Below are 26,807 nucleotides of genomic sequence, written 5' to 3' on the forward strand. Positions count from 1 at the left end.
TTCAAACAAGAAAAGCTGTACTTTTATTCTATTAAGATGTTATAAACCAATTGAGTTTACTATGTGAAAGGTTTGAGAACAATAAGAATGATGATAACCTCTCCTTGCCTCAGAACTTCCCAAGGAAATTGGGCTGAAATTCAGGAAGCCATAAAAACCAAGGCTCAATCTAAAAAGCCCCCGTTTAAACGGGGGAGCTTTCTTCACTAAATAGTTCTTCTAAAATCGCCAGCTTTTTAGAGGTATAATCCTCAAAACTATCGTTATAAGATTTAGGGTCTTTCGGATTGGCAAAATGGGTGATTTCACCTGTTACCGGATGTATGAATTTGCTTGATGCACCGCAGCCTAGACCAATAATGGTTTGGAGTTCTTCCATAATCATTATATTATAAATACTTTCCTGATTAGGAAGAGCATAGCCAACATTTTCAAGGTTTCCAAGAATATTCTTCTGGCGGTACAAGTAATAAGGGGAATAGCCATGGCTTTTGGTCCAATCTTCTGCAAGCAGCATCATCTTTTCTGCTTCATTTCTGTCAGCCACTTTATATTTGTCTTTATTCCTTGTCATTTCCGAAGCACGTTTGAATGATAGGGTATGCACTGTCACCGATTCAGGCATTAGTTTTTCCGTTTCATTAAGTGTGTGCGTAAATTCCGGAACCCCTTCGCCAGGGAGTCCTATAATCAGGTCCATATTAATATTGTTCATATGCATTTTACGTGCAAGATTGAATTTATCAATTGTTTCTTCAACCGTGTGGTGCCTGCCGATAGCCTTCAATGTTTCCTGGATGTAGGATTGCGGATTAATGCTAATCCGGTCAATATTCCATTTTTTAAGCACATCCAGTTTTTCAGGAGTAATTGTATCGGGTCTGCCCGCTTCAACTGTGACTTCTCGTATGTTTTTTACATCCGGGAAGGACTCATACATTTCCTCATAAAGCATGTCCATTTCTTCAGCTGTGATGCTGGTCGGAGTACCCCCTCCATAATAAACGGTGGTAATTCTTATCCCTTTTTTCTTCAGCCACTCCCCAACATGCCGCATTTCAAAGTGCAAGCCTCCAAGGAAGGAGTTCACTGAACCCTGTCTGCCATTAATAGCGTAAGCAGGAAAAGTGCAGTAGGCACATTTTGTTGGACAAAATGGGATACCGATATAGATGCTTACTTCCTTTTTTAAATCGTATAAATCAGGTACAATAGCAAGCTGCCTATTTACGATTTCCTGCATCAAATTAATCTTTTCATCTGTAATAAGATATTCTTCCTTAAGCCTTTGATGGGCGATATCTATTTGAACACCCTGCTGTACCTGTCGGTGAAGAAGCTTTGTGGGGCGTACACCCGTTAAAATTCCCCACTTTTGAACAATGCCGGTATAATCCTGCAAAATTGTTAGGTAAGCATGTGAAACAGCATTTTTCACCTGTTTAAATTGATCTTTTGAGGAGGCCGAATAATTCTGTTCCTTTTTATAAGAAGCCTCAAAGACCTGTCCTTGTTCATTTTCCATTTTGGCTTTTACCTTAATGTCATCTTCCTGCTTTAATTCAAATTCAACAACTAGGTCAGCCTCGGTGTTTTGATTTATATAAATTTCCGTTTCTTCGAAAAACAAATTGGCAATTAACCGAAGCGGACGTTCGAACCGCTCGTCCTCAATACCCAAAATCTTTATTTTCAATGTGCCGACCACCTTTAAAAAGATACTTTCTTTAGTGTACAAAAACCTGAATGTCGGGTCAATAACCTGGAATATATTGCGAAAAGGAAATACTTCTAAAGAAATCTGAAATAAAGATTAACCTGATCAAAATTATCTTAAATGTCATTTCAATTCATAAAATACCAAAAAGCATCCAGAGAGAATCAGGATGCTTTCCACTTGATCACTTTTTTATAATCTTCATTTTCTTTAAAAAATCTATAGGCTGTTGCTTTCGGAAATGTTCTTTTACCATATAGGTTACACCATGTTCATTTTCTGATCTTGTTATCCAGTCAGCCGCCTTCTTAACCTCATAAGGGGCATTTCCCATGGCTACTCCCAAACCTGCAGCTTCAATCATGGTTATATCATCCTTGCTGTCTCCGATAACAACCATTTCACTTTGGCTGATACCAAGATGGTCACAAAGAAATATGAGCCCGCTTAATTTTGAAATGCCAGCGGGAACAATATCAAGCCTAACCGGATTAATTTCAATTAACTCTATTTCTGTAAACATACTTTTTAATGCTTTTACTGAATCGTGAAGGTCTTCTTCCTCTTCAAAATACACTTCTATTTTTGGTGGTGATACTGGGTTTTCGGTCAATGATTCGCTTACTGAATCAACAAATTGCTGTGAATAAAAAGCAGGGTCACCTGTTGTAAAGACTGTTTTTACCAGCAGATCGTTATTGATCTTTTGCTTGTTTGCAAGCGAAAATTGCTCATGCACTAAACGTATCTGGCAAGGAAAGCCTTCAAGAAAGCGGACCGTATCATATGTGATATCCTCAGAAATTCTTTTAACAAAGAAAGGTTTTTCCTGGGCACTTGCAATATAGGCTCCCTGATGGGAGACCAGCAGGGACCTTAGCTTTAATGCCCTGGCAACTTTTCTTGCAGAAGGAAAACTCCTTGAGGTAACAAGGGTAACATATATACCCTTTTGCTGCACATATTCAATGGCTTCCTTAGTTGATTTATGAAGTTTTCCATTGCTTTGCAGCAGCGTTCCGTCAATATTTAAAGCAAGCATGCGATAAATCATTAGGCTGCCCCCTATTCATGGTGAAATGTCCCTATATCACTTGTATGACGATTTCTTTTGTAATAGAACAGCAGTCCACTCCTTATTAAAACAAAATAAATATTGCTTATTTTTAGGGAATCCTAACTCTTTCCGCGGACGAACTGACAAGCCTTCACTCATACCTCGCTGTGGTGCCTTGCCAGTCCGTTTTTCCACAGATCATTGAATTAGCATCCTTGAATAAGCACCCCCAAAGGAAAGGCGATTGCATTTTCGGGAAGTTCACAGTTCCCCTTACAATCATCAGTTTTATAGTAGAGACAAAAAAAGATCTGGCTCTCGGCCAGATCTTCTCTTTATTCAAACTTATCTTTGCTGAACTCCGTATAATTCCTCGAGGGGTTTCATAATGAGTTGGTTCAGTTCGCCAATAACCATTCCCATCCTTTGCTCAGCCTGCATAAGACCAGCAATTTTTGGATTTTGCTGAACAAGCGTCACTGTCTTTTGGGCCTGGTCGACTTCCTGAGGGCTGATTTCCTGTCCCATCATTTGTTTTTGCTGCAGATTCATTTGAATTTGTCGGAAGTTATCAAACATAATCCTTGCCTGTGGATCTGCATTTACTGCATCATACATATTTTTTAGACTTTTATATTCATCGCTTTGACGGATGAGGTTTTCTAATTCATGTGCTGCATCATATAGGTTTACTGCCATTATAAACACTCCTTTTTATAGGCAATTCCTTTCAACTATAACAAACTATGCACTCAAAAGCGAGCGGGTGCCTACCTCAGCTAAAAAAAAACAGCAAAGCTCCCTCGGAAAATGCCGATTAATCCTCCCAATAAAGCTTCGAACAGCGTAAGCATTTTTAAATCACTGCTGATAATGCCAAAAATCATGGCTTATCACTTGGTGGTTAGGAGAGCTCCGATTGCCGCCATGAATAAAAAATTACTCCTATCCATCTGCCTTTCCGAAGTTTAACTCACGAATTTTACATATGTTTCATAGGATGCTATATCAGCTTTAGCCCATTTTTAGCCGGGACATCTTTTAAGTGAAAATTGTGCCTTGGCAGCGGGCAAATGGGGAGTGTTTATGGTTTTATCATTAACTTCTGTAACAATTGTTGAAACTGGCCATACCCCTGAAGAGGAAGCATACGTCAAAATATGCCGCAAGGTTTTAAGAAAATGGAATCTCAAGTCCAATTCTGTTATCCAATTCAAGATTGGCTCCTGCTCAAGTGAAGTTTTGGTCCAATCAGCTGACCTGATTCCGGGGGGGATCCAAATCCCCAAAAAACTTTTGGAAACCTTTACCCTGCCTGAACCAGACGGAAGATATCTCGCCAAATATACAGCAAAAAATAATACCATCCTTGTTGGGCCCGTAATCGGGCTTTTAACAGATTTTGAAATTAATGAGAATAAAGAACCTAACTTTCGGTCTATCCACGCCTTTTGCGAAGAACTCCATCATGGCATCGCGGAAACAGGGGGATTTTTCTATGTCTTTTCCCTTCAGGGCTTTTCAGAAACAGGAATTCAAGGTTATTACCATAAAGACGGAAAATGGATCGCAGGAAATTTCCCTCTTCCGGATGTGATCTATAACAGAATACATTCCCGGAAACTAGAATATCATAAAATCTTTCTCTCTTTTTATAAATGTATAAATTCCTTGAAAATCCCTTTTTTTAATGACCGTTTTCTCCCAAAATGGGAAGTTTATAACCTCCTCTTACAGGAAGATTTTATACATCCTTACCTGCCTGAAACCAAAATATTTTCAAATGAAAACCTGGTTAACATGATCAGCCAGCACGATACTGTTTTCGTTAAACCAGTTCATGGTAGCCAGGGCAGGAGAATTCTAAAGATTTCAAAGGAAGATGAGATTTTTAACATACAAAGCTCTCTAACCTCCATGACAGACAAGTTTATTAAAAAAGAATCACCGGAAGCTGTCTATGATCACTTAAAACAAATTATTAATAATAAAATTTATATAGTACAGCAAGGAATTTCACTTACCTCTTTCCATTCACGAACAATGGATTTCAGGGTACTGTGCCATAAGAACTTTCAGGAACTATGGGAGGTCACTTCTCTTGTTGCCAGAATCTCCGGTGAAAAGCAATTTGTCTCCAACATTGCCCGGGGCGGAGAAATAATGAAACCTTTGGCTGCACTTTCCCATATTTTCCCCCGGGACACTGCGCGGGAAATTATATCATTAATGAAGGAGTTATCTATCGAAATAGCAGGTATCTTAAGCAGCAAATCTGCGGGATTAACAGGGGAATTAGGTGTAGATATCGGGGTTGATAAGGCGGGGAACCTGTGGCTCATCGAGGTCAATTCAAAGCCCTCGAAAAATTTTGAAGAACCCGAGAAAAAGATTCGCCCCTCGGCGAGATCTATCATTAAATATTGCACAAAGCTGGCTTTTGAAGCTTTGTCCGAATAGGAGGAGTAATTAATGAAAAAATCAGCCTTTGGTATTATTTCATTAAATCTTGTAAGTGAGGCGGACTATATTAATCAGATAGCCAGCCGGGCAGCATTAAACGGAATCGATTGCTTCCGTTTTATACCTTCCCAAATAAATCCCGTGACACACCAGGTAAATGGACTTAAGTATGAATCGGAAATCCAATCCTGGAAGGAGTGCGAATTCCCTTTACCTGAACTCCTCTATGATCGCTGTTTTTACGGAGATGATGAACATTCCAAACAGTGTATTCCAATCGTTGCATGGCTAAAAAGCAGAAGCGATATTACCTTTCTGGGATATGGCCTTCCCAATAAACTTGAACTTAACAGCGCTCTATCAAATACCCTTTTAGCGCCATATCTGCCCCCTTCTATAGAGGCAACAAATTCAGAAATGGTATTGGAGAAACTGAAAAGGCAGGAAAAGCTTATCTTAAAGCCAATAAATGGGGCTCAAGGTTATGGAATTTATTATGTGAAGAAAAACGACAGGAACTTCCATGTCAAAACCGAAAAACAAAAAAAGATCATTTCCCGGATATTCCCTAACGAAACTAAGCTCGTACATTGGCTTGATCAGCTGCTTGAAAGCCGAAAATATCTGCTTCAGCCATATTTGGAGCTTTCCAATAAAGATTTGGAGCCCTTTGATGTTAGGGTGTTTCTGCAAAAGGATGAGAATGGTAATTGGTCTGAACGGGGACGCGGGATTAGGATAGGGAACACCGGAGGATTATTGTCCAATTTAAGTGCCGGCGGACGGCTCGTAGATTATAATCACTGGATTGGAACACTTCCTGCCCATGGCTGGGAATATATTAGTACTGAAATAGATTATATTATCCAGCACCTTCCCCATTTGCTTGAAAAAGAGTTCTTGCCACTATTTGAATTAGGCATTGATATTGGAGTAGCAAAAAATGGTTCTGTTTGGATCCTTGATGTGAACTCAAAACCGGGAAGGAAAGTTATTTTAAAATTACATGAGGAATTGAAGGAGACACTTTATCAGGCTCCTTTATTATATGGCAGTTACATTTCTGGCAGCGGCCTTAAGGAAAGGAAGCACTATCATGCGAAAACGTTATCTCATTGAAATCTCGGATTCCAATCAGACAACTGTCTATTGTCCTCCTTCTCTTTTAGAAGGACGTAATATTAAAAAACTGACATTCGGATCACAATCAATAGAAGTAAACTTTATTCCTCATCCTGAAAGGAAAGAGAAATTTGTTTTTGGAAAAAAAGTAGCCGAGATGATTTATTTTCCTGACTATAAAATTCCTCTTCATGTTTTTATTGAAAACCAAACCCTGTTTATTGGCCCGCTTGTTGGAATTTTTACAGCTGGATTTACCCCATTTTCCATTAGACCTATTGGTGAAAGATCCCTTTTCTTTTCAAAGCTTCTTTCTGTAAAACAAATGGTGGGCGCACTGCCTTTTATGTTTGGAGAACAGCATATCGATTGGGATCGCGGCCTTATAAAGGGATTCTTTTATCACGAAAACGGATGGGAAATCCATGAAATTCCCTTCCCAAATGTTATTTACGACCGCTTGCCTAATCGAAAAACGGAGAATAACTCGATCCTCCGTAAAGTAAAAGAAAGACTTCAAAACGACTATCTTATTCCGTGGTATAATCCTGGGTTCTTTAATAAACTGGATGTATTCAATGGCCTTATTCAGGATCGAACTGTAAGGGAGTATTTACCTGAAACCCAGGCTTTTTCCTCAGTATCACAAGTAAGAGAACTGCTGGCCAGGCACAGTCACGTCTACTTGAAGCCTATAAATGGAAGCCTTGGCCTGGGCATTCATCAAATTATCTTTGATGAGCAGGATGCCGCCTACTATTGCAGGTATTGTGACAGTGACGGCGTAAACAGGCTAAGAAAGTTTGCAACTCTTGATGGCCTTTTTAATACTGTTTTTGGAAGTAAACGCCTGAACAGCATTCTTGTTCAACAAGGAATCAGCCTTATTAAAAATGAACAGAGAAAAATTGATTTCAGGGTTCATACAAACAAAGATGATAAGGGCTTTTGGAAAGTAACAGCGATAGCGGCTAAAATTGCCGGGCCAGGAAGTGTGACCACTCATTTAAAAAATGGAGGAGTCATTAAAACCCCGGAGGAAATCTTCCCTCCAGCCGAAAGCCGGGATTTATGCAAAAGTCTATCCGAAGCTGCTCTGCTTTTAAGCAGGTCTCTTGAAAAAAACATGGCAGGAATCATCGGTGAAATTGGCTTTGACCTGGGAGTGGGCCGTGACGGAAAGGTTTGGCTTTTTGAAGCAAATTCAAAACCTGGAAGATCTATTTTTAGCCATCCAGAGCTTAAAGGATTTGACTTGCTGACTAGGAAGCTATCAATTGCTTTTGCTATCTATCTAACCGAACAAGCCATTTATTATCCTGAGGAAATTTTCAAATGAAAATTTATTATAGTAATAGCGAGTCTAGCTGGTTCCACACAAACGAGGAAGCTATTTCATTTGGGGGAACGAGAGAGTTATTGGCTCAGCGAAATTTCATAAACCCTGGCTCCTTCTGTCTTGATTTAAATGTAAAGGATCAGCATGCTGGTCCTTTAGTTGGTATTTTGACAGGAAGAAAGAAGGACAATACTCTGGCGGGAAATGGCTCTCTCTTTATTAGAATACAAGAGGAGCTTTTGCGGTTAAAAGGCTGCAGTTTTGTATTTACGGCAGGCGATATCAGTAATAACCAGATAAAAGGGTTCATCTATTCACCTGATCAAAAGGCATGGGAACAGATGATTGTTCCGTATCCCGACGTTGTCTACAACCGGATACCTTTCCGCCGAAATGAAAAGGAAAGTGATTATAAACAACTTCTCGATCTTCTAAAGGACAAAAACATTCCATTTTTTAATCCAGGGTTTATTAATAAATTCCAGCTTTACCTCCTTCTCCAGGAACATCCCATTCTAAAGGCTTTCCTTCCTGACACTAAACCAATAGAGAATAAAAACAGTATTGCAACCTTTTTGAACAAATATAATTCCATATATTTAAAGTCACCTGAATCAGCAAGTGGAAAAGGACTTTATAAACTTGAATACAGCAAGGAATGCCTCCTTTTCCGAAGCTGCAGCCATAGGGAAACTTTCCTGAATATTGAAGAGTTTTGGGATCAATGGGGTTCTCTTCTGCAATCTCGAAAGTACTTTGCTCAGGAGGCTATCAAGCCTTTGTCTCTTGGTGGATATCGTAACGACTTCAGAATACTAGCTCATGCTAATTTTTCTGGTTATGAAGTAACTGGTGTGGGAATCAGGCAATCGGCCATTCAGGCCATCACCACCCATGTACCACACGGAGGCAGTATAAGGCCTTATGAAGAAATTAGGACAAAGGAACATGACCACTTTATAAAAACTGTGGTTGAAGAAGCAGGCAAATGGCTGTCAGATCATTGGGGATTTTTTGGTGAGTTTTCAATAGACGCAGGAGTAAGCAGTAAGGGGAAATATTATTTATTTGAAATAAATTCTAAACCGATGAGCTTTGATGAACAGGAAATCGAGAATAAAAGAATAAAGAATTTATGCAGATTGTTTTCTCAATCGCTAAATGGTTGAAATGTCTTAATTAGCAGAAAAAAGTTCACGTGTGGCGGCAGAAAAGGTAAAATGGTTACAGGGAGATGATAATCATGCTGTCACATTTTCAATTTAAATCTTTATTTGAAAACAAAAATATGCCAGGCTGGCAATTTTCTTTTTACTTTAAAAGACAAAAATTTTCAGGTATTTATCATCAAGATGGAAGTGTGGAATGGGCCGGAGTTAATCCAGAAAAAGAGGACGAAACTGATTTAATCAAACAGCTTCATGAGTTAATGCTGTTCCACGTCTATGATAACCAAAGATGATCGCCAAAGGGCATATGCCAGGGTTCCTCGAAGAATCATGGGTACTTCTTTAAAAATAGGCTCTGTTAAAGCTTATTGTTGATTTTTCCTTATTTTGAATGAAGCAGAGGCGCTAGACTCCTCGGAAACGCTATCGCATTTCCTCGTGCGTGGGCGATTTCAAGGAAGCTATTCAATGTCCTGCGGGAAAAGCGGTCCAAGGGAGACCCCACAGGTGCATAGCGCCGGGAGCGGAAATCAACAGGCATAATTAACAAAGCCTAAAAATAAAAAGCTGGTCCCTTAGGCCAGCTTTTGAACTGTTTAATGGAAAGCCTGGTTAGCGGCTTTTTACAATCATATTTACTGCTTCCTGAATAGCATCTTCTGCGGAAACACCTTCACTTTTTGCTTCTATGATACAAGACTCCAGGTTTTTGGCCACAATATATCCAATAGCACGATCAACAGCTGAACGGACGGCCGACAATTGCGTTACAACATCCTTGCAATGTTTATCTTCTTCCATCATTCTGATAACTCCGCGTACCTGTCCTTCAATGCGCTTCAACCTGTTCTTCATTTCCTGTGAATATTCCAAATGCTGAATCTCTGCCACGAACACGACCTCCTTATCCTTTTAATTATACATTTATCAGGCCCGTTTTCCTAACTTTAACTGTGCATAATGCTTTATGCTATTATTTTTTTCCCTATGTTTCAACTGTTATAATAGACAAGAAAGGTTTAACAATAATAACATAAACTCTTTCAATGCCTTTTGAAATACTATACGGCTATAAATGAGGAACTAATCATGTTAAAAAAAATCCTATCCTTATATCCCAATGCATTATTCTCAGCAGCTCCCCCTGACGTTTCCTTTAATGATCATTATTTGTTCTATGATGAAGAACATAAAGAGTGGGTTGCTATTCCAAGACAGGAAATAGGAAAAAAAGAACTTTTGCTTCTTAAAACACTATATACTTTTAGTGATGATGCCACCCTTCCTCCTATAACAAAAAGCTGGAACGAGTATTTGTTTTTAGGCGGCGAGCCACCGGCACTTCCTAGCGGTTCTAAAATCCGCTTTATCCAGTTTCAAATTAGCGGTGAGGTATTTGACCAGCCTGAATTGGAATCAGCAATTAAAGGATTTTGTTCTGAAGATGTTATTGTTCTTTGGGAAAATGATCATTCAGGAATTATCATTGAAAACAAAGGAAAAATCAGCATGACGGAAAAAGAATTCGAGGCAATGTCAGAAACGCTTGAAACGGATTTTTACGTGAAAACCGCCTTCTATTTAGGTAAGTACCATGAAATGGATTCCCAACTCCGGGTTTTACTACAAGAGGAAAAAGAATATTTTTCCTATTCACGTTATATACCCGGCAGATTATCTACTTTCACCTATGAACGTATTTGTCCATCCTACGTGGCTTTCCATTTACCTGAAAAGATTAAGCAGGAATTGTTCACCACCATTTGTGGAGTTTTTAATGAAGACCCTGAAATGTTCACAACCATTCTGGTTTTTCTTGAGAATAATTCAAATGCAAGTCTGACTGCTAAAAAATTGTACATTCACCGGAATACCCTCCAATACCGATTGGAGAAATTCACTGAAAAGACAGGGATACAATTAAAGGACTTTAATGGTGCTTTTACGGTTTATCTAGCCTGTCAGCTTTCAGCCATTTCCGAAAGCCTATAAAACATAGTGCATAAAAAAGCCCTTACATTTTTGTGCATGTTGTCCATTACGTTAATGGGCTTTTTTTTATACACTATAAATATAGAAAAATATTGGAGGCTGTTATAAATGGCTGAATTAAAACTCGATCACATTTATAAAATTTATGATAATAAAGTAACAGCAGTTAGTGATTTTAATCTTCACATCGAAGACAAAGAATTTATCGTTTTCGTTGGTCCTTCAGGATGTGGTAAATCTACAACTCTTCGTATGATCGCTGGCTTAGAAGAAATTTCAAAAGGTGATTTTTCCATTGATGGAAAACGCGTTAACGATGTAGCTCCAAAAGATCGTGATATCGCAATGGTATTCCAAAACTATGCACTCTATCCTCATATGAGCGTTTATGATAACATGGCTTTTGGTTTAAAGCTTCGTAAGTTCCCTAAAGCTGAAATTGACGAACGTGTAAAAAATGCTGCTAAAATTCTTGGTTTGGAACCATATCTTGACCGTAAGCCTAAGGCTCTATCTGGTGGTCAGCGCCAGCGTGTTGCCCTTGGACGTGCAATCGTACGTGATGCAAAAGTATTCTTAATGGACGAGCCGCTTTCCAACCTTGATGCTAAGCTTCGTGTACAAATGCGTGCTGAAATTGCAAAATTACACAGACGCCTTCAAACTACTACTATCTATGTAACACACGACCAGACTGAAGCTATGACAATGGCTACTCGCCTTGTTGTTATGAAAGATGGTATTATCCAGCAGGTTGGTTCACCTAAAGAAGTTTATGAGAAACCAGAAAACGTATTCGTTGGCGGATTCATCGGCTCGCCTGCAATGAACTTCTTTAGCGGAACTCTTCAGGACAGCAAATTTGTTATCGGCAATGATTCTGTAGCTGTTCCAGAAGGGAAAATGAAATACCTTCGCGAGCAAGGTTATGTAGGCAAACCAATTGTTCTTGGCGTACGTCCTGAAGATATCCATGACGAGCCAATCTTCATTGATGCTTCTTCAGGTTCCAAAATCCTAGCTAACATTGATGTTTCTGAACTGACTGGTGCTGAAACTATGATTTATTCTAACTTTGGCGGCCAGGACTTTGTAGCTCGCGTAGATTCCCGCACAGATATCCAGCCTGGAGATAAAATGGAGCTTGCATTTGATATGAATAAAGCTCATTTCTTCGACGCTGAATCTGAACTTCGTCTTCGTCCAACTAATGAGAAATAATAAGAAATGCAAAAGTGCCCGTTAAGCGGCTTAAGGTTTATGATGAAAGGCGTTGCCACTTCCTGTGGCAACGCCTTTCTGACTTGCTTCCTCAAAAAAGCTGACAAAGCTTTCCTTATCCTGCGTGCTCCACTTATGCAAGATACTCGCGGACGCCTATCAGAGATGAAAACTCGCTGGGCACTATAGCTAGATATAAAAAAGCATAAATATATATCATCCTGCCAAAATCGGCAGGGTTATTCTTTTATTAAAATCGTTTCATTTTTACCGCATTTGCTGCAGGTAAATAAGTGCGGACATTTATGGGCCGAATAGGTATCGGGGAAACCATCCTCCATTTTCATAAGATCAGTAGGCATGTAAGGACTATAATCATCATAGTAATCCATTTCTTTCCCCTTATCGGCCATTTCATTTCCGCAAATTCCGCAAGAAACATGTACTTCTCTCAATCCATTACATAAATGACAAACATCCATAAGAGATCTCCTTTCACTTCTTAATGCCGTTAGTGTATATCTTAAACTTACCTATATGTAAATCTTTCAGTCATAAACATAAGGTAATTTAAAAAAGGAATTAATTACCTAAAATATTTTTGTATATCCATAGAAGAATTAAACAAAATAGGATTAACAAAGAAACGCATTCACAGATTTTACAGATGGCTCAAGGGCCACCCCCTACTATCGGTGGGTTAAACCAGGTTTTGGTAAGCAAGAAATATTCTTGCCTGCTGGTTCAATTCCAGCTAACCCAGCCATAAAAAAAAAAATGAAACGAGGGAATGAATCAAGATGGCTAATCAATCAACTAGAAGCAATTCCTCAAATTCTAATCAATTACTAGTACCAGGAGCAGAACAAGCACTTCAATCCATGAAAATGGAAATTGCTCAAGAATTTGGAGTTCAATTGGGTGCTGAAACTACTTCTCGCGCAAACGGTTCTGTAGGTGGAGAAATTACTAAGCGTCTTGTAAGCATGGCTGAACAACAGCTTGGCGGCGGATTCCGCTAAGACTAGGAAAATTTTCACCAACTAAATAATATGGCTAAGCCCCCTTCTATTATGGAGGGGGCTTTCAGTTTTTCAAAAAGGCTCTATACCATTCTTTCCGGGTTAACCCATTGGTCAAATTCTTCTGGTGTTAAGTATCCGGTTTTGATAGCCGCTTCCTTTAAGGTTGAATTATCATTAAAGGCCAGCTTAGCAATTTCAGCAGCTTTTTCATAACCGATATGTGGATTTAAGGCTGTCACAAGCATCAGGGATCGATTAACATGTGCCTTAATAACCTCTTCGTTTGCCTCAATTCCTACGGCGCAGTTTTCATTAAATGATTTCATCCCATCTGCCAAAAGCCTAATAGATTGGATTAAATTATAAATGATCACAGGTTTAAATACGTTTAACTCAAAATTCCCCTGGCTAGCAGCAAAAGCAATCGTTGCATCATTACCAAATACCTGACAGGCAATCATCGTCATGGCTTCACTCTGCGTCGGATTGACCTTTCCTGGCATTATTGAACTTCCAGGTTCATTTGACGGAATCTTCAACTCTCCTATTCCACTGCGGGGGCCGCTGGAAAGCCACCGAATATCGTTTGCAATCTTCATTAGATCGGCTGCTAGTGCTTTTAACGCGCCATGGACATGGACGATCTCATCATGACTGGTAAGTGCCTGGAATTTATTTTGGGAGGTACGGAAAGGATGTCCAGTGTTTTCCGCAATGACTGATGCCGCTTCATTTCCAAAAACAGGACTCGCATTAATTCCTGTACCAACCGCTGTACCGCCAAGGGCCAGATCAAGAAGATGACATACAGCTTCCCCAATCATTTTTTCATTTTTTTCGAGCATAGCCTTCCATCCACTGATTTCCTGTCCCAGTGTTAAAGGAGTGGCATCCTGCAGATGTGTTCTGCCTATTTTTATTACTTTATCATAGGCTTTTTCTTTTACAGTGAAGGTTTTCTTTAAATCATTTAATGCAGGAATAAGATCTTCAACTACTAGTTTATACGCTGCAATATGCATGGCAGAAGGAAATGTATCATTTGAGCTTTGCGACATATTTACATCATCATTTGGGTGTATGATTTCCGAACTTCCCTGGCCTTTTAAGATTTCATTTGCCCGATTGGCAACCACTTCATTTACATTCATATTTGTTTGGGTTCCGCTTCCGGTTTGCCAAACAGCCAGCGGAAAATGTTCGTCATATCTGCCCGCAATAATCTCATCACAAACTTCCCTGATTACTTTCATTTTCACTTCTTTCAGCTTGCCTGAACGATGATTGACAATTGCCGCGGCCTTTTTAATATATGCCAAAGAATAAACTACTTCTCTTGGCATTTTTTCAATCCCAATTTTAAAGTTTTCCTTGCTCCTCTGAGTCTGAGCTCCCCAAAACTTTTCAGAAGGTACCTGGACTTCTCCAAGAGTATCCCTTTCGATTCTAAACTCTGCCATAAAAATCCTCCTTAATATGTACAGACTTGTAAATATCCACTTTTTCCTTTTCCCTTTTCAACCTCTTTTAATGTATATATTATGAAAAAAACTGCAAACGATTGTTTACAGTTTAGTGTTTCGCGACCATATATCCGATATAATAAACAAGTATCATGATGCTTCCAATACCAAGTGTAACAGAAAAATCTGTCATCGCACTCTCCCCCTGTTTTATTTAACTAGTGACACACTAACCAACGTACCATACAAATAAAATTCCCCTCAGCCTAGATTGTTTCAATTTAGTGACAAGGAAGTGAATATTAATTGAACATTTGCCTTTTAGGAGCCACAGGGCGGGTTGGCTCGATTATTTTAGAAAATGCGTTAAAAGAGAACCATTCTGTTCAAGCCCTTGTACGTGACCTAACTAAAATCACAGGGTCGGAAAGGAATTTAAAAGTACTGCACGGTTCTGTCCTAAATGCTGAAGATTTGTCCGATGCTATGGCTAATACTGATGTTGTAATTAGTGCTCTAAATACCGGAGGGAATCAAACTCTGTCCCAGTCAATGCCTTTTATTATCAAATCAATGAAAGATCAGGGCATCAAGAGAATCATTACCCTTGGAACAGCAGGAATTTTACAGGCACGGTCTGAGCCTGCTCTCTATCGTTTTCAATCCTCTGAATCAAGAAGGACAAGCACCAGAGATGCTGAAGACCATTTACTTGCATATCTACTCTTAAAGGATTCGGGATTAATATGGACTGTTGTTTGCCCTACTTATTTACCAGTGGGGGAAAGAATAGGCACTTACCGCTTCGAAAAAAACATGCTGCCAGATAATCCTTCTTCCATTTCTATTTTTGATACAGCTGACTTTACATACTGCCAGCTTTTTTCTAATGAATTTTTGAATTGCAGGGTGGGTTTGACGTATTGAAACGTGCTTAATTGATCCAAATCCAATAGCTAAAAAGCCGGCCTCCTTGATCTCGGGGCCGGCTTCTATTTATCCTGCTTTATGCTGTAATTGATACATTTGGTAATATCGGCCGCGATGTTCCATCAATTGTTCATGGTTTCCCTGCTCCACTATTTTTCCGCGATCAAGAACGAGAATAAGGTCAGCATTTCTTATGGTCGACAAGCGGTGAGCAATAATGAAGGTGGTTCTGCCCTTTTTAAGAACATCCATAGCCTTTTGAATAATAGCCTCTGTTTCTGTATCAATGTTGGAGGTTGCTTCATCCAGAATTAGAATAGCTGGATCAAAGGCAAGCGCCCTGGCAAAGGAAATGAGCTGTCGCTGGCCGCTTGAAAGAGTGCTGCCTTTTTCTATGACGGGCTCATCGTACCCATTCTCCAAATTCCTGAATACTTTTTCAGCTCCAACGTCCTTCAGTGCTTTTTCTACCTTTTCTCGTGTGACAAAAGGATCGTTCAGGCTCACATTCGAAGCAATGGTTCCAGTGAATAAATACGGGTCCTGCAAAACAATCCCCATATGCTTCCGTATCACTTGGCGGGGCAAACTTGTAATATCTTTTCCGTCAATGGTTATTTTTCCTTTATTGCTGTCGTAAAAGCGGAACAGTAAATTCATAATTGAGCTTTTTCCGGAGCCCGTGTGTCCAACAAGGGCAACGGTTTGACCATGATTCGCTTCAAAATTAATATTCTTTAAAACATATTCATCAGCTTTGTAGCCGAAGGATACATCGTTAAAAACAACATTGCCTTTATACCGAGGAATGGTTTCTTCACTTACATCCTCTCCAGCTTCATTCATGAGCTTAAATACCCTTTCGCCTGCTACAATAGCCTGCTCAAGATTTGCAAGCTGATTAACAATTCCCTGGACGGGCTGAAACAATCGGTTGATATAGTCAATAAAAGCATACAGCATACCTAGTGAAATAGCTGCATCTGCTTGAAGCGATTGAGCACCAAAATACCAAATAAACGCTAGGAAAATAAGATTCCTCAATACACCGACAAGGTTATGTGAGGTCATTGAATTTAGATTCAGCATCTTATTTTGGTACACAAAATGCTCCTTGTTAAGTTTTTCAAACTCCTGCTGCGTTTCTTTCTCTCTGCCGAATGCTTGAATAATATTCATACCCTGAATGGATTCGTTTACAGTAGCGTTTATATCACTTACACGCGAACGAATGACCTGATTATACTTAGATGCATACTTCCTGTATACAATCATCCAGCCATACAGAATCGGCAGAAGGAGAAGGCAAATGGCTGCCAATTTAGCATTAAGGATAAAAAGGGCAATATAGATTCCGGCTATATAAATAGCACTTGTAAAAAAGGTTGCCAGTACCGTAACGTATAGCTCTCGAATGGCCTCTGTATCATTTGTTATCCTGGAAACAACTTTACCTGCCGGAAGATTATCAAAATATTTTATTGGGAGCCTCTGAATATGGCTAAAGATGTCCTCCCTCATTTTTTGAATAATTCGGTTGGCAGATGTCTGCAGCCAGAGTTTTTCCCCGTATTGAAAAATGGAAGAGACAACTAACAGTCCAAAATAAATAGCCAAAAGCTTAATAATCATTGGTATTTCAGGTCTCGAGAAAGCAAGCACCTCACCTGGGGATAATAGGAACGCCTGATAAACAGCTGTTTTTTTTCCCTGCCGAACGGTCAGTTTTCCATCCTTAAAGCTTCGTTTGCCATCAAACTTTAAATCGCTATTAATGAAGACAAAGCTTCTTCCCGCCTGCAGTATCCTTGCACTCTTGCCTTTTTCTTCATTATCCGAAAAATACTTTTCACGCTTATAATAGCTTCCGTGGAACTTTACGGTACTATCCCCTTTTCCCGCTTCATACCACACAGATTCAAGACCAAGTATATGCTGATCAATTACCGTTTTGGCAATAAACGGCCCTGCAAGGTCTGCAGCCACAGAAATGGTCAGCATGATTAAGGCCGCAATTATAATTCTTTTAAAAGTTAATGCGTAGCTTAATAATTGTTTTCCTGTACTCATGCTGAAACCTCCTCTTCCTGGTTTGCTTCAATTTGCTGACGCATGAATTGTTCTTTATACCAGCCATTTTTCGCTATCAGTTCCTCATGTGTTCCCTCTTCAATTATTCTGCCCTCATCCAGCACAATAATCTGGCTGGCATGCTGTACTGCAGACATCCGGTGTGTAACAATTATAGTAGTCTTTTCCTGACGAACCTCCCTGATATTATCAATGATCCTTTTTTCGGTCTTTGCATCCACCGCTGAGAGGGAATCATCTAAAATCAGGATTTCAGGATCCTTAATTAGCGCCCTGGCGATTGAAATCCTTTGCTTTTGCCCACCTGAAAGTGCAACTCCTTTTTCTCCTACGAGTGTCTCGAGACCTTCAGGCAGCATCTCTAAATCCTTACGAAAGGCAGATAAATCAATGGCTCTTTGGAGTTCTTCCTCTGTGGCATTCTTATTGCCAAATAAGATGTTCTCTTTTACACTTTTTGAAAAAAGAACATGATCCTGAGGTACATATCCAACCCAGCCGCGAACCTGATTCAGCTCCTGGTCCTGAATGGGTATATCTGAAATAGAAACCGCACCTTTTCCATGCGGATATTCTCTCAAAAGCTGTTTTATAAAAGTGGTTTTGCCACTGCCCGTTTTCCCGACAATCCCTAATGTTTCACCTTTATTAAGATGAATATTAATTTTTTGCAAATTATCCCATGCTGAGGAAGGATAACGGAAGGTAACCTCATTAAAGTTAATATTATCTGGTGAAGAAACCATTACCGGCTGCTCCGGACTTTTCACATCTTCTTTGTAATTAAGGGTTTCTTGAACCCTGTCAAGAGATGCATTACCGCGCTGCATAACATTGATTAACTCACCAATTGCAAACATAGGCCAAATCAGCATTCCTAGATATACATTAAAAGACACAAGTCCCCCAAGGGTTATATCCTGATGAAAAACTAGATACGCACCATATCCAAGTCCGATTAAATAGCTTAGGCCGACAAGTATCTTAACGGTCGGGTCAAACAAAGAGTCAATTCTTGCAACTTTAATATTTTTATTAAAAACATCCTCTGTTAGTTCATGAAACGTTTGTTCTTCAGCCTTTTCCTGTACATATGCCCTTACTACCCTCACACCTGCAACTGATTCAAGCACCCGGTCGTTCAGGTCACCAAAAGCATCTTGTGCCTCCATAAAACGGGTGTGAATTCTATTCCCATAAACTTTCATCAGCAACGCCATTATTGGCAAAGGAAGAATTGAAGCTATGGTCAATTTCCAGCTGATAAAAAACCCCATCGTAAACAGTAATGTCATCATCCAAACGGAGGAATCAATTAAGGTCAGAATCCCGAACCCTGCTGTATTAGAAATGGCTTTTAAATCGTTTGTTGCCCTGGCCATTAAATCTCCCGTCCTGTTTTTTTCATAAAAGGAGGGAGTCATTTTTAATAAGTGCCCCATGAATTGTGATCGAAGCTTTCTTTCTACCAGAAAAGCACCGCCAAATAGGTTATACATCCATACATAAGTAATTCCGTACGAAAAAACCATTATTAAAAACAAGAACTCAAGATAATGAATGATTTTACCAACGGACATCCTGCCAAAGTGTATATCATCAATTGCTGCTCCGATCAATTTTGGGGGAATAACATCCAGAATTCCAACCAGAATTAATAAGGAAACAGCTAAAACGTATCTTTTCCAATTTTCTTTAAAAAACCAGCCTAACTTCTTTAAAACTGAAAACATATTAATATCTCCTCCTTAGGTGTCCTTAACTATCCGCCATCGAGATTTCCCTCGAGATGAGCAAGCCGAACTTCCGTAAAATTATACATAACGTTTCCTCCTAAAAATTTATTGAGAACTGGAATTAACCAATTGTCTCCAAAACAAAACGCGCAAACGCCCTGTTCAGCCCCGACAGGCATAAGACGAATCACGCAGGAAATCCTGATTTCTGGAGTGAAGTGGCTTATGACCCGAGGGGCTGGGCGCTGAAGCTGGATTATACTAACTAAGTTAAGATTATCCACAAGATTAAAATCTATAGTTTCCCCAAAAAAACAAAAAAGGCATAACGCAATTAACGTACGCTATGCCTTGTTAAACCAAAATTACAAATTAAACTAAAAATGGCACAGGAAGCGTATAAGAACGCAGCCCGTGCCATAAGAATACTTTTTTAAAATTAAAAAAGGAGCTTATATGGACAGGTTACATTCATAATTTCATATTCAGTTAATGAGTGAAAAGCCTGGATCATCAACATTTTGCAACCCCTCCATTTCCTTAATTTTCTTCCTTTGTAAGATTAACACCAGAATAAATGAAAGTCAATTCCCATTTTCAGAAACTTTTAAATTTTTTGTTCTGCTGCCACTGCTGTCCCGTATGCAATAATTTCTGAGGCCCCCTGCATAACCGAACTGGTTGCAACCCTCATTGCAACAATAGCATTCGCCCCCAGGCTTTCCGCTTCTTCTTCCATTCTTCTGATAGCCTTTTCTCTCGCCTCATTCAGCATATCTGTGTATTCCTTTATTTCTCCGCCAATGATCGTTTTTAACCCTGCCATAATATCATTTCCAATGTGCTTTGACTGAACCGTGCTGCCCTTGACGAGACCCAGACACTTTTTAATTTCCAGCCCCGGAATAGATTCTGTGGTTACAATAATCATTTACGTGTCCCCCTATTATTCATCTTTTCTCGTAAAAATTTTTCTAACAAAGATTAAATAAAACAGGACAGGCATTGGTGCCTGGATAAGCCCTACTATGCCCCAGAGCCAGTAGTTATAGCTTCGTTTTCTTGCATCCAAAAACAAAAAGATGCTTTGAGATAATAAGATAATCGCAACTAGTACGATTAGGCCAGGTGTCATTTCTTTATTCATATATCATTCACCTTCCTGCTAAAGCGAAGGCCGGTGTAAGATGCAGTAAAAATGATTCCTGCTGCCTGAAGGACAATAAAAACAATGGGCTTATGAGATAAGGACACAATAATTCCTGTAAGGATAAAAGCGGCAATGATAAAAAAGAGACTCAAATCCCTAATCAATTTTTTCTGATATTGCTGCTTTTCATTAAGAATCATTTGTTCAAACCAATGAAGGTCAGGGGAATATACCGGTATATGATCAATTTTATCCAAGGCCTGTATAATTTCATCAATCGTTCTAGAATCTGCCTTGTTTAGATGCTCGTTCTCTATTGCTACGATTTTCTGCTTCTTCATCGATTTTTAACTCCCTTCTGACTGACATAATGCCGTTATGAACTCTTGACTTCACTGTTCCTGCAGAAATTCTAAGCATTTTCCCTATTTCCTCATAAGGATATCCGTAATAGTGCTTTAAAATAATAGGTATTCTCACTTCCTCCGGCAATTTTCCCAAGGCGGACAGGGTGTCGTTCCATTCCTCATTCCTGCTTTCAAAATGCCACTTTAGTTTCCTGAAGGATTCTTCCTGAAGATGCCACTCCTTCTCCCTCTTTTTCTTCCGGCAATGGTCTATATATGTGTTCGTGGCAATGGATATCAGCCAGGTGGAAAATTTAGATTCCCCGTTATAAAGCTGTAGTTTTTGAACACATTTTGTCATTGTTTCCTGGGCAAGTTCTTCTGCTGCATCGGGATTCATAGTGATTTTCATTAAGTATTTCACCAGGAATGGATAATTCTCTTTAAACAGGATGGCAAAAGCAATATGGTCACCCTGCTTGGCACTTTTTATAATGTCGTCCATTCGATTTTAAATCCTCACTTTCCCCTGTATCCCGCTTCCTTTTTCTCTCTATTAATAAGACGGATTAAAATTAATTTCGTTCAGTTTTTTTAAAAAAAGGTATATTGAGTTCAGCTAAAGGTGCTGCGGGGTCTCCCTTGAACCGCTTTTTCCTCAGGACCTTGAATAGCACCCTTGAAATCGACCATGCACGATGGAAATGCGATATCACTAGGAAAGCATCCCAGGAATTCACATCGCACGAAAATTTGCTAAAGGATAATTGAGGATTTCCGAGGAGTCTCGCGTCTTGGCTCCGTCGATTCTTTGCCTTCCGATAGAGTTCTGGCTATTTTAAAGCACATAACTGATTTTTTAACACATAAGGTCCTTATAGAAAGAAAGAGTTGCGTATGGAGCAGCCCTTTACTTTTCAAATGTTCCCTTTACAATTGCTTTTCCGTCTTCAACCATTAATTTTCCCCGGGCCAATACGGAATGAATGGAGTAGTCTTCTTTATTTAGAAATACAAGATCTGCATTCTTACCTTCCACAATCATTCCCTTTTGGTTTAACTTTAAGATAGTTGCTGGATTTTGTGTAATAACTCGTAATGCTATTTCAAGTGGAATAGACTCTTCAAGGACCGCGTCCCTTACCTCCTGAAAGAGAGTAGCAACACTTCCTACCTTCAGTCCAATAAGTTCTCCGAATTCATCAAAGTCGGGAAGGCTTGCCTGTCCGTCTGAAGTAAAGGTTATTTGGGATATATCAATATGCATATCAAGCATTCTTCTTAGTCCTATACTGCACTTAATTTCGCCCTCTTCAAAAAAATTGGGAATGGAACTGGTTGTAAAATCAACATAGCCCCCTTTTTTTGCAAAGCGGATCCCTTCTTCAAAAAGATGCGGATTACGGTTTATATGGGTAGGATGAAATTGACGGATAGGGATATCAGTTTTCTCAACTACCTCTTCGATTACCTTTAAGTGATCAAAACTATCTCCTACATGCACATTCACGATCCCTGCTTTTCCAGAAAGAAGTCCGCCAATCCTTGCGGCTGATGCAATCTTCGCCATTTCCTCAGCAGTAGGCTGAGAAGAACGATGATCAGCAATGGCTACCTCACCAGCGCCAATTATTTTATCAACAAGGATGATATCGTCTTCAATTTTTCCAGTAAGTGTTTTTAGTGGCACCTGATAGGAGCCTGTATGTACATAACAAGTAATTCCTTCTTCTTCAAGACCTCGGGCTTTTGCAATCAGATTTGTCATTGTTCTGGTTGTACCATCTGTACCAAGAACTCCAACTAATGTGGTAATTCCTGCAAGAGTGGCATCTGTCAGTTGGATTTCAGGTGTACGTGTGCGAAAGCTTCCTTCACCGCCGCCACCCGTAATATGAACATGTGAATCAATAAAGCCGGGCACAATTAATTTGCCTTCTGCATTAACCACTTTAATGTCTACAAAGTTTTCAGGTAAATTAATTTGGTCTGAGATATACCCTATTTTCTCATCAACGATTAATAAATCCTTTTTCCCAAGATAATGAGGAGCGTAAATTTCACCATTCAGAATAAGTGTTAACAAGGAGGAGACACCCTTTCACCAAATAATTTTTCAATTCAATATACAATTAATATAAGTCAATTAACATAATTTGAAAATCCTAACTCTTTAGATAAATACCCGTTTTACTTTAAAAGGGTTTAATCATTCTCCTGCTGGGTAAATAAATAGCATCAAACAACAAAATATCTAGTCTAATAGGACAAAGGAGAATAGAATGATGAAAGAAATTATTTCAACTAATGTCATCGTTCGAAACAAGTTCACTATGAAGAAAATGCTTGAAATCTTTCAAGCTTCCAAACAATATAATGGATCTACCTTTCTATATAGTAACCATAAAGCAGTGGATGCCACAAATCTCACAAAGCTTGTTTCGTTCTTATTAACTTGCAAAACAAAATCTACATTGAAAATTATCGTTGAAGGTGAAAATGTTCAGGAACACCTTGATCTTATTAGCAGCATTTGTATGGGTCATGTTTCTGTTCTTAAAATTTCTCAAAAGCGATTCTTAAATACTACAGAAACGTTTCAGGTATAGATTGTAAAGTAAGCCTCGGGTAGGAATTCCGGGGCTTTTATTATGTTTGTTGGGTCATTGGCAGTTCATGGTTTATCTAGGCACTTCAGCATAAAGACGGGCATATACCGATGAATTCGGGCATTTCACTAAAGAACCGGGCATATGCAAATGAAAGACGTGCATTCCTTGGTTATAATCGTGCATTCTTATCTAAATTTCGTGCATTTCTTCCTTGAAATCGTGCATTCTTTTCTAAATTTCGTGCATTTCTTCCTTGAAATCGTGCATTAGATGGATAAACGAAAGCGTTTTATACTGGGAGCGGGGGTACTTTAGTTAAAAAAAGAGGAGATTTATGCTTGAGGTAGGTTTTTTAGTTAGTTTTACCCCTTAATTTACAAAAGACAGCTATAAAACTATGATTTTTTTAGAAATAGAACATCATTCAGGACCTGTGCCTTTCTTAATACCCATATAGGTACACTAAAAAGGGAGTATCCTTTAAGATACTCCCTTTTTCTTAATGGCCATGACCTTTACCTTTTCCATGGCCTTTCCCTTTCTTTTGCCATTTCTCTTGTTGTTTCCTTATTTTATCTTCCCACTTTTTCTCAGCCTCATTAAACTGCTCCTGCAGGCTATTTTGCTGGACCTGCTGCTGCTTTAACAATTCTTCCTGTCTCTTTTGTTCCATTAATGTTCCAATGTGCTGAACATTAAAGCTTTCTGGATTAGTATTTTTTAGAGCCTCGGACATAACCTGCTGGAAAACCTTTGCTGCTCCCTCACTGCTTGTTGTGGTAAGATAGTGCGTGCTGTCTGTTTTATCATACCCCACCCAAACAGCTCCTACTAGATTGGGAGAATACCCCACAAACCATTGGTCCTTTACACCATTGATTCCTTTGATCGGAACTTGGGTGGAACCTGTTTTGCCGGCAATTTCATAACCCGGAACCTGAGCACCTTTTCCTGTACCTTCTTCAACCACACCCAGAAGAAGGGTATTCATTTTGTCCGTCACGGATTTCGATGTTACCTTTATCTCTTTCTTTTTCCAAACTGCTACTTTATTACCATTTGAATCTACAATTTTTCTTATTAAATGCGCAGGAATTCGTTCTCCCTGATTCGGAAAAACGGAAAAAGCCTCTGCCATTATCATTGGTGATACGCCCCTATGAAGTCCCCCTAGTGCAATCGATAAATTACGGTCTTCTTTATCAAGGGGAATTCCGAAACGTTTAATTGAATCCAGGCCTTTTTTGATCCCAATTTCATTTAAAAGCCAGACCGCTGGTACATTCATGGATTCTTTGACAGCATCGTACATCGGTACCTCACCAAGATTCTGATGGTTATAATTCTTTGGTTCATAGTTTCCAAATTTCATAGGTTCATCTTTTAGCCTATCCGTAATATTCCAGCCTTCTTCCAGAGCTGGAGAGTAAACAGCAATCGGTTTAAAGGAGGATCCTGGCTGCGCTTGTAACTGGGTTGCCCTATTATAACCTCTAAAGGTGTGTTCCCCCCTCCCCCCAACAAGAGCCCTTACTCCTCCAGAATGAGGGTCCATAATTACCGATCCGCTTTGAACAAGACGGCCATTTCCTTGTGGAAATAAGGAATCATTTTTATAGGTTTCTTCTGCTGAAGCCTGCATCCCAGGATCCATTTCAGTATAAATCTCGTATCCGCCTTCTAACAGCTTCTTTTGTGATAATCCATACTCTTTAATAGCCTCCTCAAAAACCTGGTCAACATAATATGGATATCTTCCCCAATAAGGGTCTGCTCCGCCATCCTTCAGAACTACCTTTTCAGCCTCCGCCTTTTTAAATTGACCGCTAGTAATAAAGCCTTGGTTTTTCATTGCAGCAAGAACAACATTTCTTCGGTCAATGGCTTGATGCAAATGGTCGTATGGATTTAAAGCAGATGGAGCTTTGATAATACCTGCAAGCAAAGCAGATTCGCTAATGGATAAATCTTTAACCTCTTTGCCAAAATATTTTAGGGAGGCATTTTTTAGCCCCCATGCACCTTTGCCAAAATAAATTTTGTTAAAGTACATTTGAAGGATCTCATCCTTGCTGTATTTTCCTTCTATTTTTTTTGCTAAAAAGAATTCCTCAAGTTTGCGTTTATAAGTTCTATTCGACGTAAGCAATGTATTTTTGGCGAGCTGCTGGGTAAGGGTGCTTCCCCCTTCCACCACTTCTCCTGCCACGGCATTTTTAAAGAAGGCTCTAAAAATCCCCTTGTAGTCTACTCCGCCATGCTCATAAAAACGGTGGTCCTCAATCGCTACTACCGCATCCTTCATGGACTTTGGCACCTGCCGGATTGATACTCCTTCATGCTTTGATCCTGAGATAATACTGGCCTTTTTTCCATTTACATCATACAGCACGGTAGGCTGAGATAGTTCATTCTTTAATGCAGTAATATCTGTATCCTTAGAAAAGCCATGCAAAAACCATAAAAAGGCTAGGATAATCGTTGCAAGCAATAGTATCATAACCTGGTTCATATGCCATTTTTTCCAATTCTTAATTAATCCGCCAAACATTAATGTCCTCATTTCTTCCCCCTGAAACAAAAATCTGCCTAATTTTTCTAAGATGTACTATTTACCCATACTTCGTGGACTTTACACTCGGGATAGTTTATGCCGCCGCCACAAAAATAAAAACCTTTGAACCGGAAACTCATCCCATTGATTCAAAGGTCTTAAGTCATTTATTTTGTTGCTGAAATCCTGGCTGCCTGCTAGATGTTAGAATGTCTTTACCTTCTGTTCTATAGAAAAAAATTCGTAAATCACATTGGTTTTGTGGGGGTTTATGTTAAGGGCTACTCCATCCAATAAAAAAAGGATAGATGTTCTTCCCGTTTACAGCATGTTGTTTTTTCCAGCGAGCTCCTGCAAACGCACTTTAGAATATTCTTCATCAAAACTGCTGAATATTCTGTAGTGACCCTCATCAAGAATTCTAAAATGTTTACTTAAAATATTTTGCTGAAGGACATATCCATTTTCTCTGGTTACTTCCTTCCACCATACTCTTCCGCCCATTGTCTTTTGTTTTTTTACATCAATACCTTCACGTGCGACTGTTTCAAGGACCTCAATTGGTTCATTTCCAAAAAGGAATTGAACGGTATCGGACTCCCTAAACAGGGCACAGGCGGAGACTACCGTAGACCACCCAGCCAGAACTCTCCCTTTCTCAATTTGTACGAGAGTCTTTTTTGAAACGCCTATAATTTCCGCCATCCTATCCTGGGTATATCCAGCTTCCAAACGAATAAGGCGAAGTTTTTCAGACATCTTCTTGATAATTTCATCCCTGGTCACTAAGAACCCTTCCTTCAATGGTGGTATAGTGAA

The 26,807-nt window shown here is 39.4% G+C and carries 25 protein-coding genes; 10 read left to right on the forward strand and 15 right to left on the reverse strand.

What is annotated here, in order from left to right; translation table 11 throughout:
- Positions 1–184: 184 nt before the first annotated feature.
- The 3 genes from G8761_RS14330 to G8761_RS14340 all read right to left on the reverse strand — a co-directional run bounded on the left by G8761_RS14330 (position 185) and on the right by G8761_RS14340 (position 3,473).
- The gene (locus G8761_RS14330; RefSeq protein WP_166027813.1) at positions 185–1,696 is read right to left on the reverse strand and encodes a coproporphyrinogen III oxidase; all 1,512 of its coding nucleotides are present in this window, start codon (positions 1,694–1,696) and stop codon (positions 185–187) included.
- A 205-nt stretch (positions 1,697–1,901) separates the two neighbouring features.
- The gene (locus G8761_RS14335) at positions 1,902–2,771 is read right to left on the reverse strand and encodes a Cof-type HAD-IIB family hydrolase (RefSeq protein WP_166027815.1); all 870 of its coding nucleotides are present in this window, start codon (positions 2,769–2,771) and stop codon (positions 1,902–1,904) included.
- 348 nt (positions 2,772–3,119) lie between these two features.
- Positions 3,120–3,473 carry a YlbF/YmcA family competence regulator gene (locus tag G8761_RS14340; RefSeq protein WP_166027817.1) on the reverse strand — a complete coding sequence of 118 codons (354 nt, stop codon included), beginning with the start codon at positions 3,471–3,473 and terminating at the stop codon, positions 3,120–3,122.
- A gap of 387 nt (positions 3,474–3,860) precedes the next feature.
- Between G8761_RS14340 and G8761_RS14345 the strand changes: the two genes are divergently transcribed.
- The 5 genes from G8761_RS14345 (at position 3,861) to G8761_RS14365 (ending at position 9,160) form a co-directional block, all read left to right on the forward strand.
- The gene (locus tag G8761_RS14345) at positions 3,861–5,234 is read left to right on the forward strand and encodes a YheC/YheD family endospore coat-associated protein (RefSeq protein WP_166027819.1); all 1,374 of its coding nucleotides are present in this window, start codon (positions 3,861–3,863) and stop codon (positions 5,232–5,234) included.
- A 12-nt stretch (positions 5,235–5,246) separates the two neighbouring features.
- Positions 5,247–6,356 (forward strand): YheC/YheD family endospore coat-associated protein, encoded by a 1,110-nt coding sequence (locus G8761_RS14350; RefSeq protein ID WP_166027821.1) that lies wholly within the window; start codon positions 5,247–5,249, stop codon positions 6,354–6,356.
- Positions 6,334–7,698, forward strand: a complete 1,365-nt coding sequence (locus tag G8761_RS14355; protein WP_166027823.1) for a YheC/YheD family endospore coat-associated protein — start codon at positions 6,334–6,336, stop codon at positions 7,696–7,698. The genes G8761_RS14350 and G8761_RS14355 overlap by 23 nt, the downstream gene beginning before the upstream one ends.
- Positions 7,695–8,867, forward strand: coding sequence for a YheC/YheD family endospore coat-associated protein (locus G8761_RS14360; RefSeq protein WP_166027825.1), 1,173 nt, complete (start codon positions 7,695–7,697; stop codon positions 8,865–8,867). Before G8761_RS14355 ends, G8761_RS14360 begins: the two co-directional genes overlap by 4 nt.
- Positions 8,868–8,941: 74 nt before the next feature.
- Positions 8,942–9,160, forward strand: a complete 219-nt coding sequence (locus tag G8761_RS14365) for a YheE family protein (protein WP_166027827.1) — start codon at positions 8,942–8,944, stop codon at positions 9,158–9,160.
- 319 nt (positions 9,161–9,479) lie between these two features.
- Here the strand turns inward: G8761_RS14365 and G8761_RS14370 are convergent, their stop codons facing one another.
- The gene (locus G8761_RS14370) at positions 9,480–9,740 is read right to left on the reverse strand and encodes a metal-sensitive transcriptional regulator (protein WP_166028054.1); all 261 of its coding nucleotides are present in this window, start codon (positions 9,738–9,740) and stop codon (positions 9,480–9,482) included.
- Between the two features lie 216 nt (positions 9,741–9,956).
- Between G8761_RS14370 and G8761_RS14375 the strand changes: the two genes are divergently transcribed.
- Complete coding sequence (locus G8761_RS14375; RefSeq protein WP_166027829.1) at positions 9,957–10,859, forward strand: PucR family transcriptional regulator; 903 nt, start codon at positions 9,957–9,959, stop codon at positions 10,857–10,859.
- A gap of 108 nt (positions 10,860–10,967) precedes the next feature.
- Entirely contained in the window at positions 10,968–12,080 is a 1,113-nt protein-coding gene (locus G8761_RS14380) for an ABC transporter ATP-binding protein (protein ID WP_166027831.1), read from the forward strand.
- Between the two features lie 239 nt (positions 12,081–12,319).
- Here the strand turns inward: G8761_RS14380 and G8761_RS14385 are convergent, their stop codons facing one another.
- Complete coding sequence (locus G8761_RS14385) at positions 12,320–12,562, reverse strand: hypothetical protein (RefSeq protein ID WP_166027833.1); 243 nt, start codon at positions 12,560–12,562, stop codon at positions 12,320–12,322.
- Between the two features lie 318 nt (positions 12,563–12,880).
- Between G8761_RS14385 and G8761_RS14390 the strand changes: the two genes are divergently transcribed.
- A complete protein-coding gene (locus G8761_RS14390; RefSeq protein ID WP_166027835.1) occupies positions 12,881–13,102 on the forward strand; it encodes an alpha/beta-type small acid-soluble spore protein in 222 nt (73 codons plus the stop codon).
- Positions 13,103–13,185: 83 nt separating this feature from the next.
- Here G8761_RS14390 and fumC read toward each other — a convergent pair whose 3' ends face one another.
- The gene (gene fumC, locus G8761_RS14395; protein WP_166027837.1) at positions 13,186–14,565 is read right to left on the reverse strand and encodes a class II fumarate hydratase; all 1,380 of its coding nucleotides are present in this window, start codon (positions 14,563–14,565) and stop codon (positions 13,186–13,188) included.
- A 309-nt stretch (positions 14,566–14,874) separates the two neighbouring features.
- On the opposite strand from fumC, the gene G8761_RS14400 reads away from it, so the two are divergent.
- On the forward strand, positions 14,875–15,495 hold the full coding sequence (locus tag G8761_RS14400) for an NAD(P)-dependent oxidoreductase (RefSeq protein WP_166027839.1): 621 nt from the start codon (positions 14,875–14,877) through the stop codon (positions 15,493–15,495).
- 69 nt (positions 15,496–15,564) lie between these two features.
- On the opposite strand, the gene G8761_RS14405 is transcribed toward G8761_RS14400, so the two are convergent.
- From G8761_RS14405 to iadA, 7 genes are all read right to left on the reverse strand, one after another.
- A complete protein-coding gene (locus G8761_RS14405; RefSeq protein ID WP_166027841.1) occupies positions 15,565–17,568 on the reverse strand; it encodes an ABC transporter ATP-binding protein in 2,004 nt (667 codons plus the stop codon).
- Complete coding sequence (locus G8761_RS14410) at positions 17,565–19,322, reverse strand: ABC transporter ATP-binding protein (protein ID WP_166027843.1); 1,758 nt, start codon at positions 19,320–19,322, stop codon at positions 17,565–17,567. The genes G8761_RS14405 and G8761_RS14410 overlap by 4 nt, the downstream gene beginning before the upstream one ends.
- A 610-nt stretch (positions 19,323–19,932) precedes the next feature.
- Positions 19,933–20,256, reverse strand: coding sequence for a YbjQ family protein (locus tag G8761_RS14415; RefSeq protein WP_166027845.1), 324 nt, complete (start codon positions 20,254–20,256; stop codon positions 19,933–19,935).
- Between the two features lie 15 nt (positions 20,257–20,271).
- Positions 20,272–20,472: a sigma-Y antisigma factor component gene (locus G8761_RS14420; RefSeq protein ID WP_166027847.1), complete on the reverse strand. Its 201-nt coding sequence runs from the start codon at positions 20,470–20,472 to the stop codon at positions 20,272–20,274.
- A complete protein-coding gene (locus G8761_RS14425; RefSeq protein ID WP_166027849.1) occupies positions 20,469–20,816 on the reverse strand; it encodes a YxlC family protein in 348 nt (115 codons plus the stop codon). The genes G8761_RS14420 and G8761_RS14425 overlap by 4 nt, the downstream gene beginning before the upstream one ends.
- A complete protein-coding gene (gene sigY / locus G8761_RS14430) occupies positions 20,758–21,327 on the reverse strand; it encodes an RNA polymerase sigma factor SigY (protein WP_166027851.1) in 570 nt (189 codons plus the stop codon). The genes G8761_RS14425 and sigY overlap by 59 nt, the downstream gene beginning before the upstream one ends.
- 405 nt (positions 21,328–21,732) lie before the next feature.
- Entirely contained in the window at positions 21,733–22,908 is a 1,176-nt protein-coding gene (iadA, locus tag G8761_RS14435; protein ID WP_166027853.1) for a beta-aspartyl-peptidase, read from the reverse strand.
- 196 nt (positions 22,909–23,104) lie between these two features.
- Here iadA and G8761_RS14440 point away from each other — a divergent pair, with 196 nt between their 5' ends.
- Complete coding sequence (locus tag G8761_RS14440; protein ID WP_243450026.1) at positions 23,105–23,431, forward strand: HPr family phosphocarrier protein; 327 nt, start codon at positions 23,105–23,107, stop codon at positions 23,429–23,431.
- A 502-nt stretch (positions 23,432–23,933) separates the two neighbouring features.
- Here the strand turns inward: G8761_RS14440 and G8761_RS14445 are convergent.
- Positions 23,934–25,997 carry a transglycosylase domain-containing protein gene (locus G8761_RS14445; RefSeq protein WP_207789221.1) on the reverse strand — a complete coding sequence of 688 codons (2,064 nt, stop codon included), beginning with the start codon at positions 25,995–25,997 and terminating at the stop codon, positions 23,934–23,936.
- Between the two features lie 312 nt (positions 25,998–26,309).
- Entirely contained in the window at positions 26,310–26,774 is a 465-nt protein-coding gene (locus G8761_RS14450; protein WP_166027855.1) for a helix-turn-helix domain-containing protein, read from the reverse strand.
- Between the last annotated feature and the right edge of the window lie 33 nt (positions 26,775–26,807).

It is taken from the genome of Neobacillus terrae (genome assembly GCF_011393025.1).
Lineage (GTDB): Bacteria > Bacillota > Bacilli > Bacillales > Cytobacillaceae > Neobacillus_A > Neobacillus_A terrae.

Bases quoted from the DNA above. Each gene is read 5' to 3' on its own strand.
- G8761_RS14335 (WP_166027815.1), bottom strand. From the start codon at position 2,771: ATGATTTATCGCATGCTTGCTTTAAATATTGACGGAACGCTGCTGCAA.
- G8761_RS14340 (WP_166027817.1), bottom strand. From the start codon at position 3,473: ATGGCAGTAAACCTATATGATGCAGCACATGAATTAGAAAACCTCATC.
- G8761_RS14345 (WP_166027819.1), top strand. From the start codon at position 3,861: ATGGTTTTATCATTAACTTCTGTAACAATTGTTGAAACTGGCCATACC.
- G8761_RS14350 (WP_166027821.1), top strand. From the start codon at position 5,247: ATGAAAAAATCAGCCTTTGGTATTATTTCATTAAATCTTGTAAGTGAG.
- G8761_RS14355 (WP_166027823.1), top strand. From the start codon at position 6,334: ATGCGAAAACGTTATCTCATTGAAATCTCGGATTCCAATCAGACAACT.
- G8761_RS14360 (WP_166027825.1), top strand. From the start codon at position 7,695: ATGAAAATTTATTATAGTAATAGCGAGTCTAGCTGGTTCCACACAAAC.
- G8761_RS14365 (WP_166027827.1), top strand. From the start codon at position 8,942: ATGCTGTCACATTTTCAATTTAAATCTTTATTTGAAAACAAAAATATG.
- G8761_RS14375 (WP_166027829.1), top strand. From the start codon at position 9,957: ATGTTAAAAAAAATCCTATCCTTATATCCCAATGCATTATTCTCAGCA.
- G8761_RS14380 (WP_166027831.1), top strand. From the start codon at position 10,968: ATGGCTGAATTAAAACTCGATCACATTTATAAAATTTATGATAATAAA.
- G8761_RS14385 (WP_166027833.1), bottom strand. From the start codon at position 12,562: ATGGATGTTTGTCATTTATGTAATGGATTGAGAGAAGTACATGTTTCT.
- G8761_RS14390 (WP_166027835.1), top strand. From the start codon at position 12,881: ATGGCTAATCAATCAACTAGAAGCAATTCCTCAAATTCTAATCAATTA.
- fumC (WP_166027837.1), bottom strand. From the start codon at position 14,565: ATGGCAGAGTTTAGAATCGAAAGGGATACTCTTGGAGAAGTCCAGGTA.
- G8761_RS14405 (WP_166027841.1), bottom strand. From the start codon at position 17,568: ATGAGTACAGGAAAACAATTATTAAGCTACGCATTAACTTTTAAAAGA.
- G8761_RS14410 (WP_166027843.1), bottom strand. From the start codon at position 19,322: ATGTTTTCAGTTTTAAAGAAGTTAGGCTGGTTTTTTAAAGAAAATTGG.
- G8761_RS14415 (WP_166027845.1), bottom strand. From the start codon at position 20,256: ATGATTATTGTAACCACAGAATCTATTCCGGGGCTGGAAATTAAAAAG.
- G8761_RS14420 (WP_166027847.1), bottom strand. From the start codon at position 20,472: ATGAATAAAGAAATGACACCTGGCCTAATCGTACTAGTTGCGATTATC.
- G8761_RS14425 (WP_166027849.1), bottom strand. From the start codon at position 20,816: ATGAAGAAGCAGAAAATCGTAGCAATAGAGAACGAGCATCTAAACAAG.
- sigY (WP_166027851.1), bottom strand. From the start codon at position 21,327: ATGGACGACATTATAAAAAGTGCCAAGCAGGGTGACCATATTGCTTTT.
- G8761_RS14440 (WP_243450026.1), top strand. From the start codon at position 23,105: ATGATGAAAGAAATTATTTCAACTAATGTCATCGTTCGAAACAAGTTC.
- G8761_RS14445 (WP_207789221.1), bottom strand. From the start codon at position 25,997: ATGAGGACATTAATGTTTGGCGGATTAATTAAGAATTGGAAAAAATGG.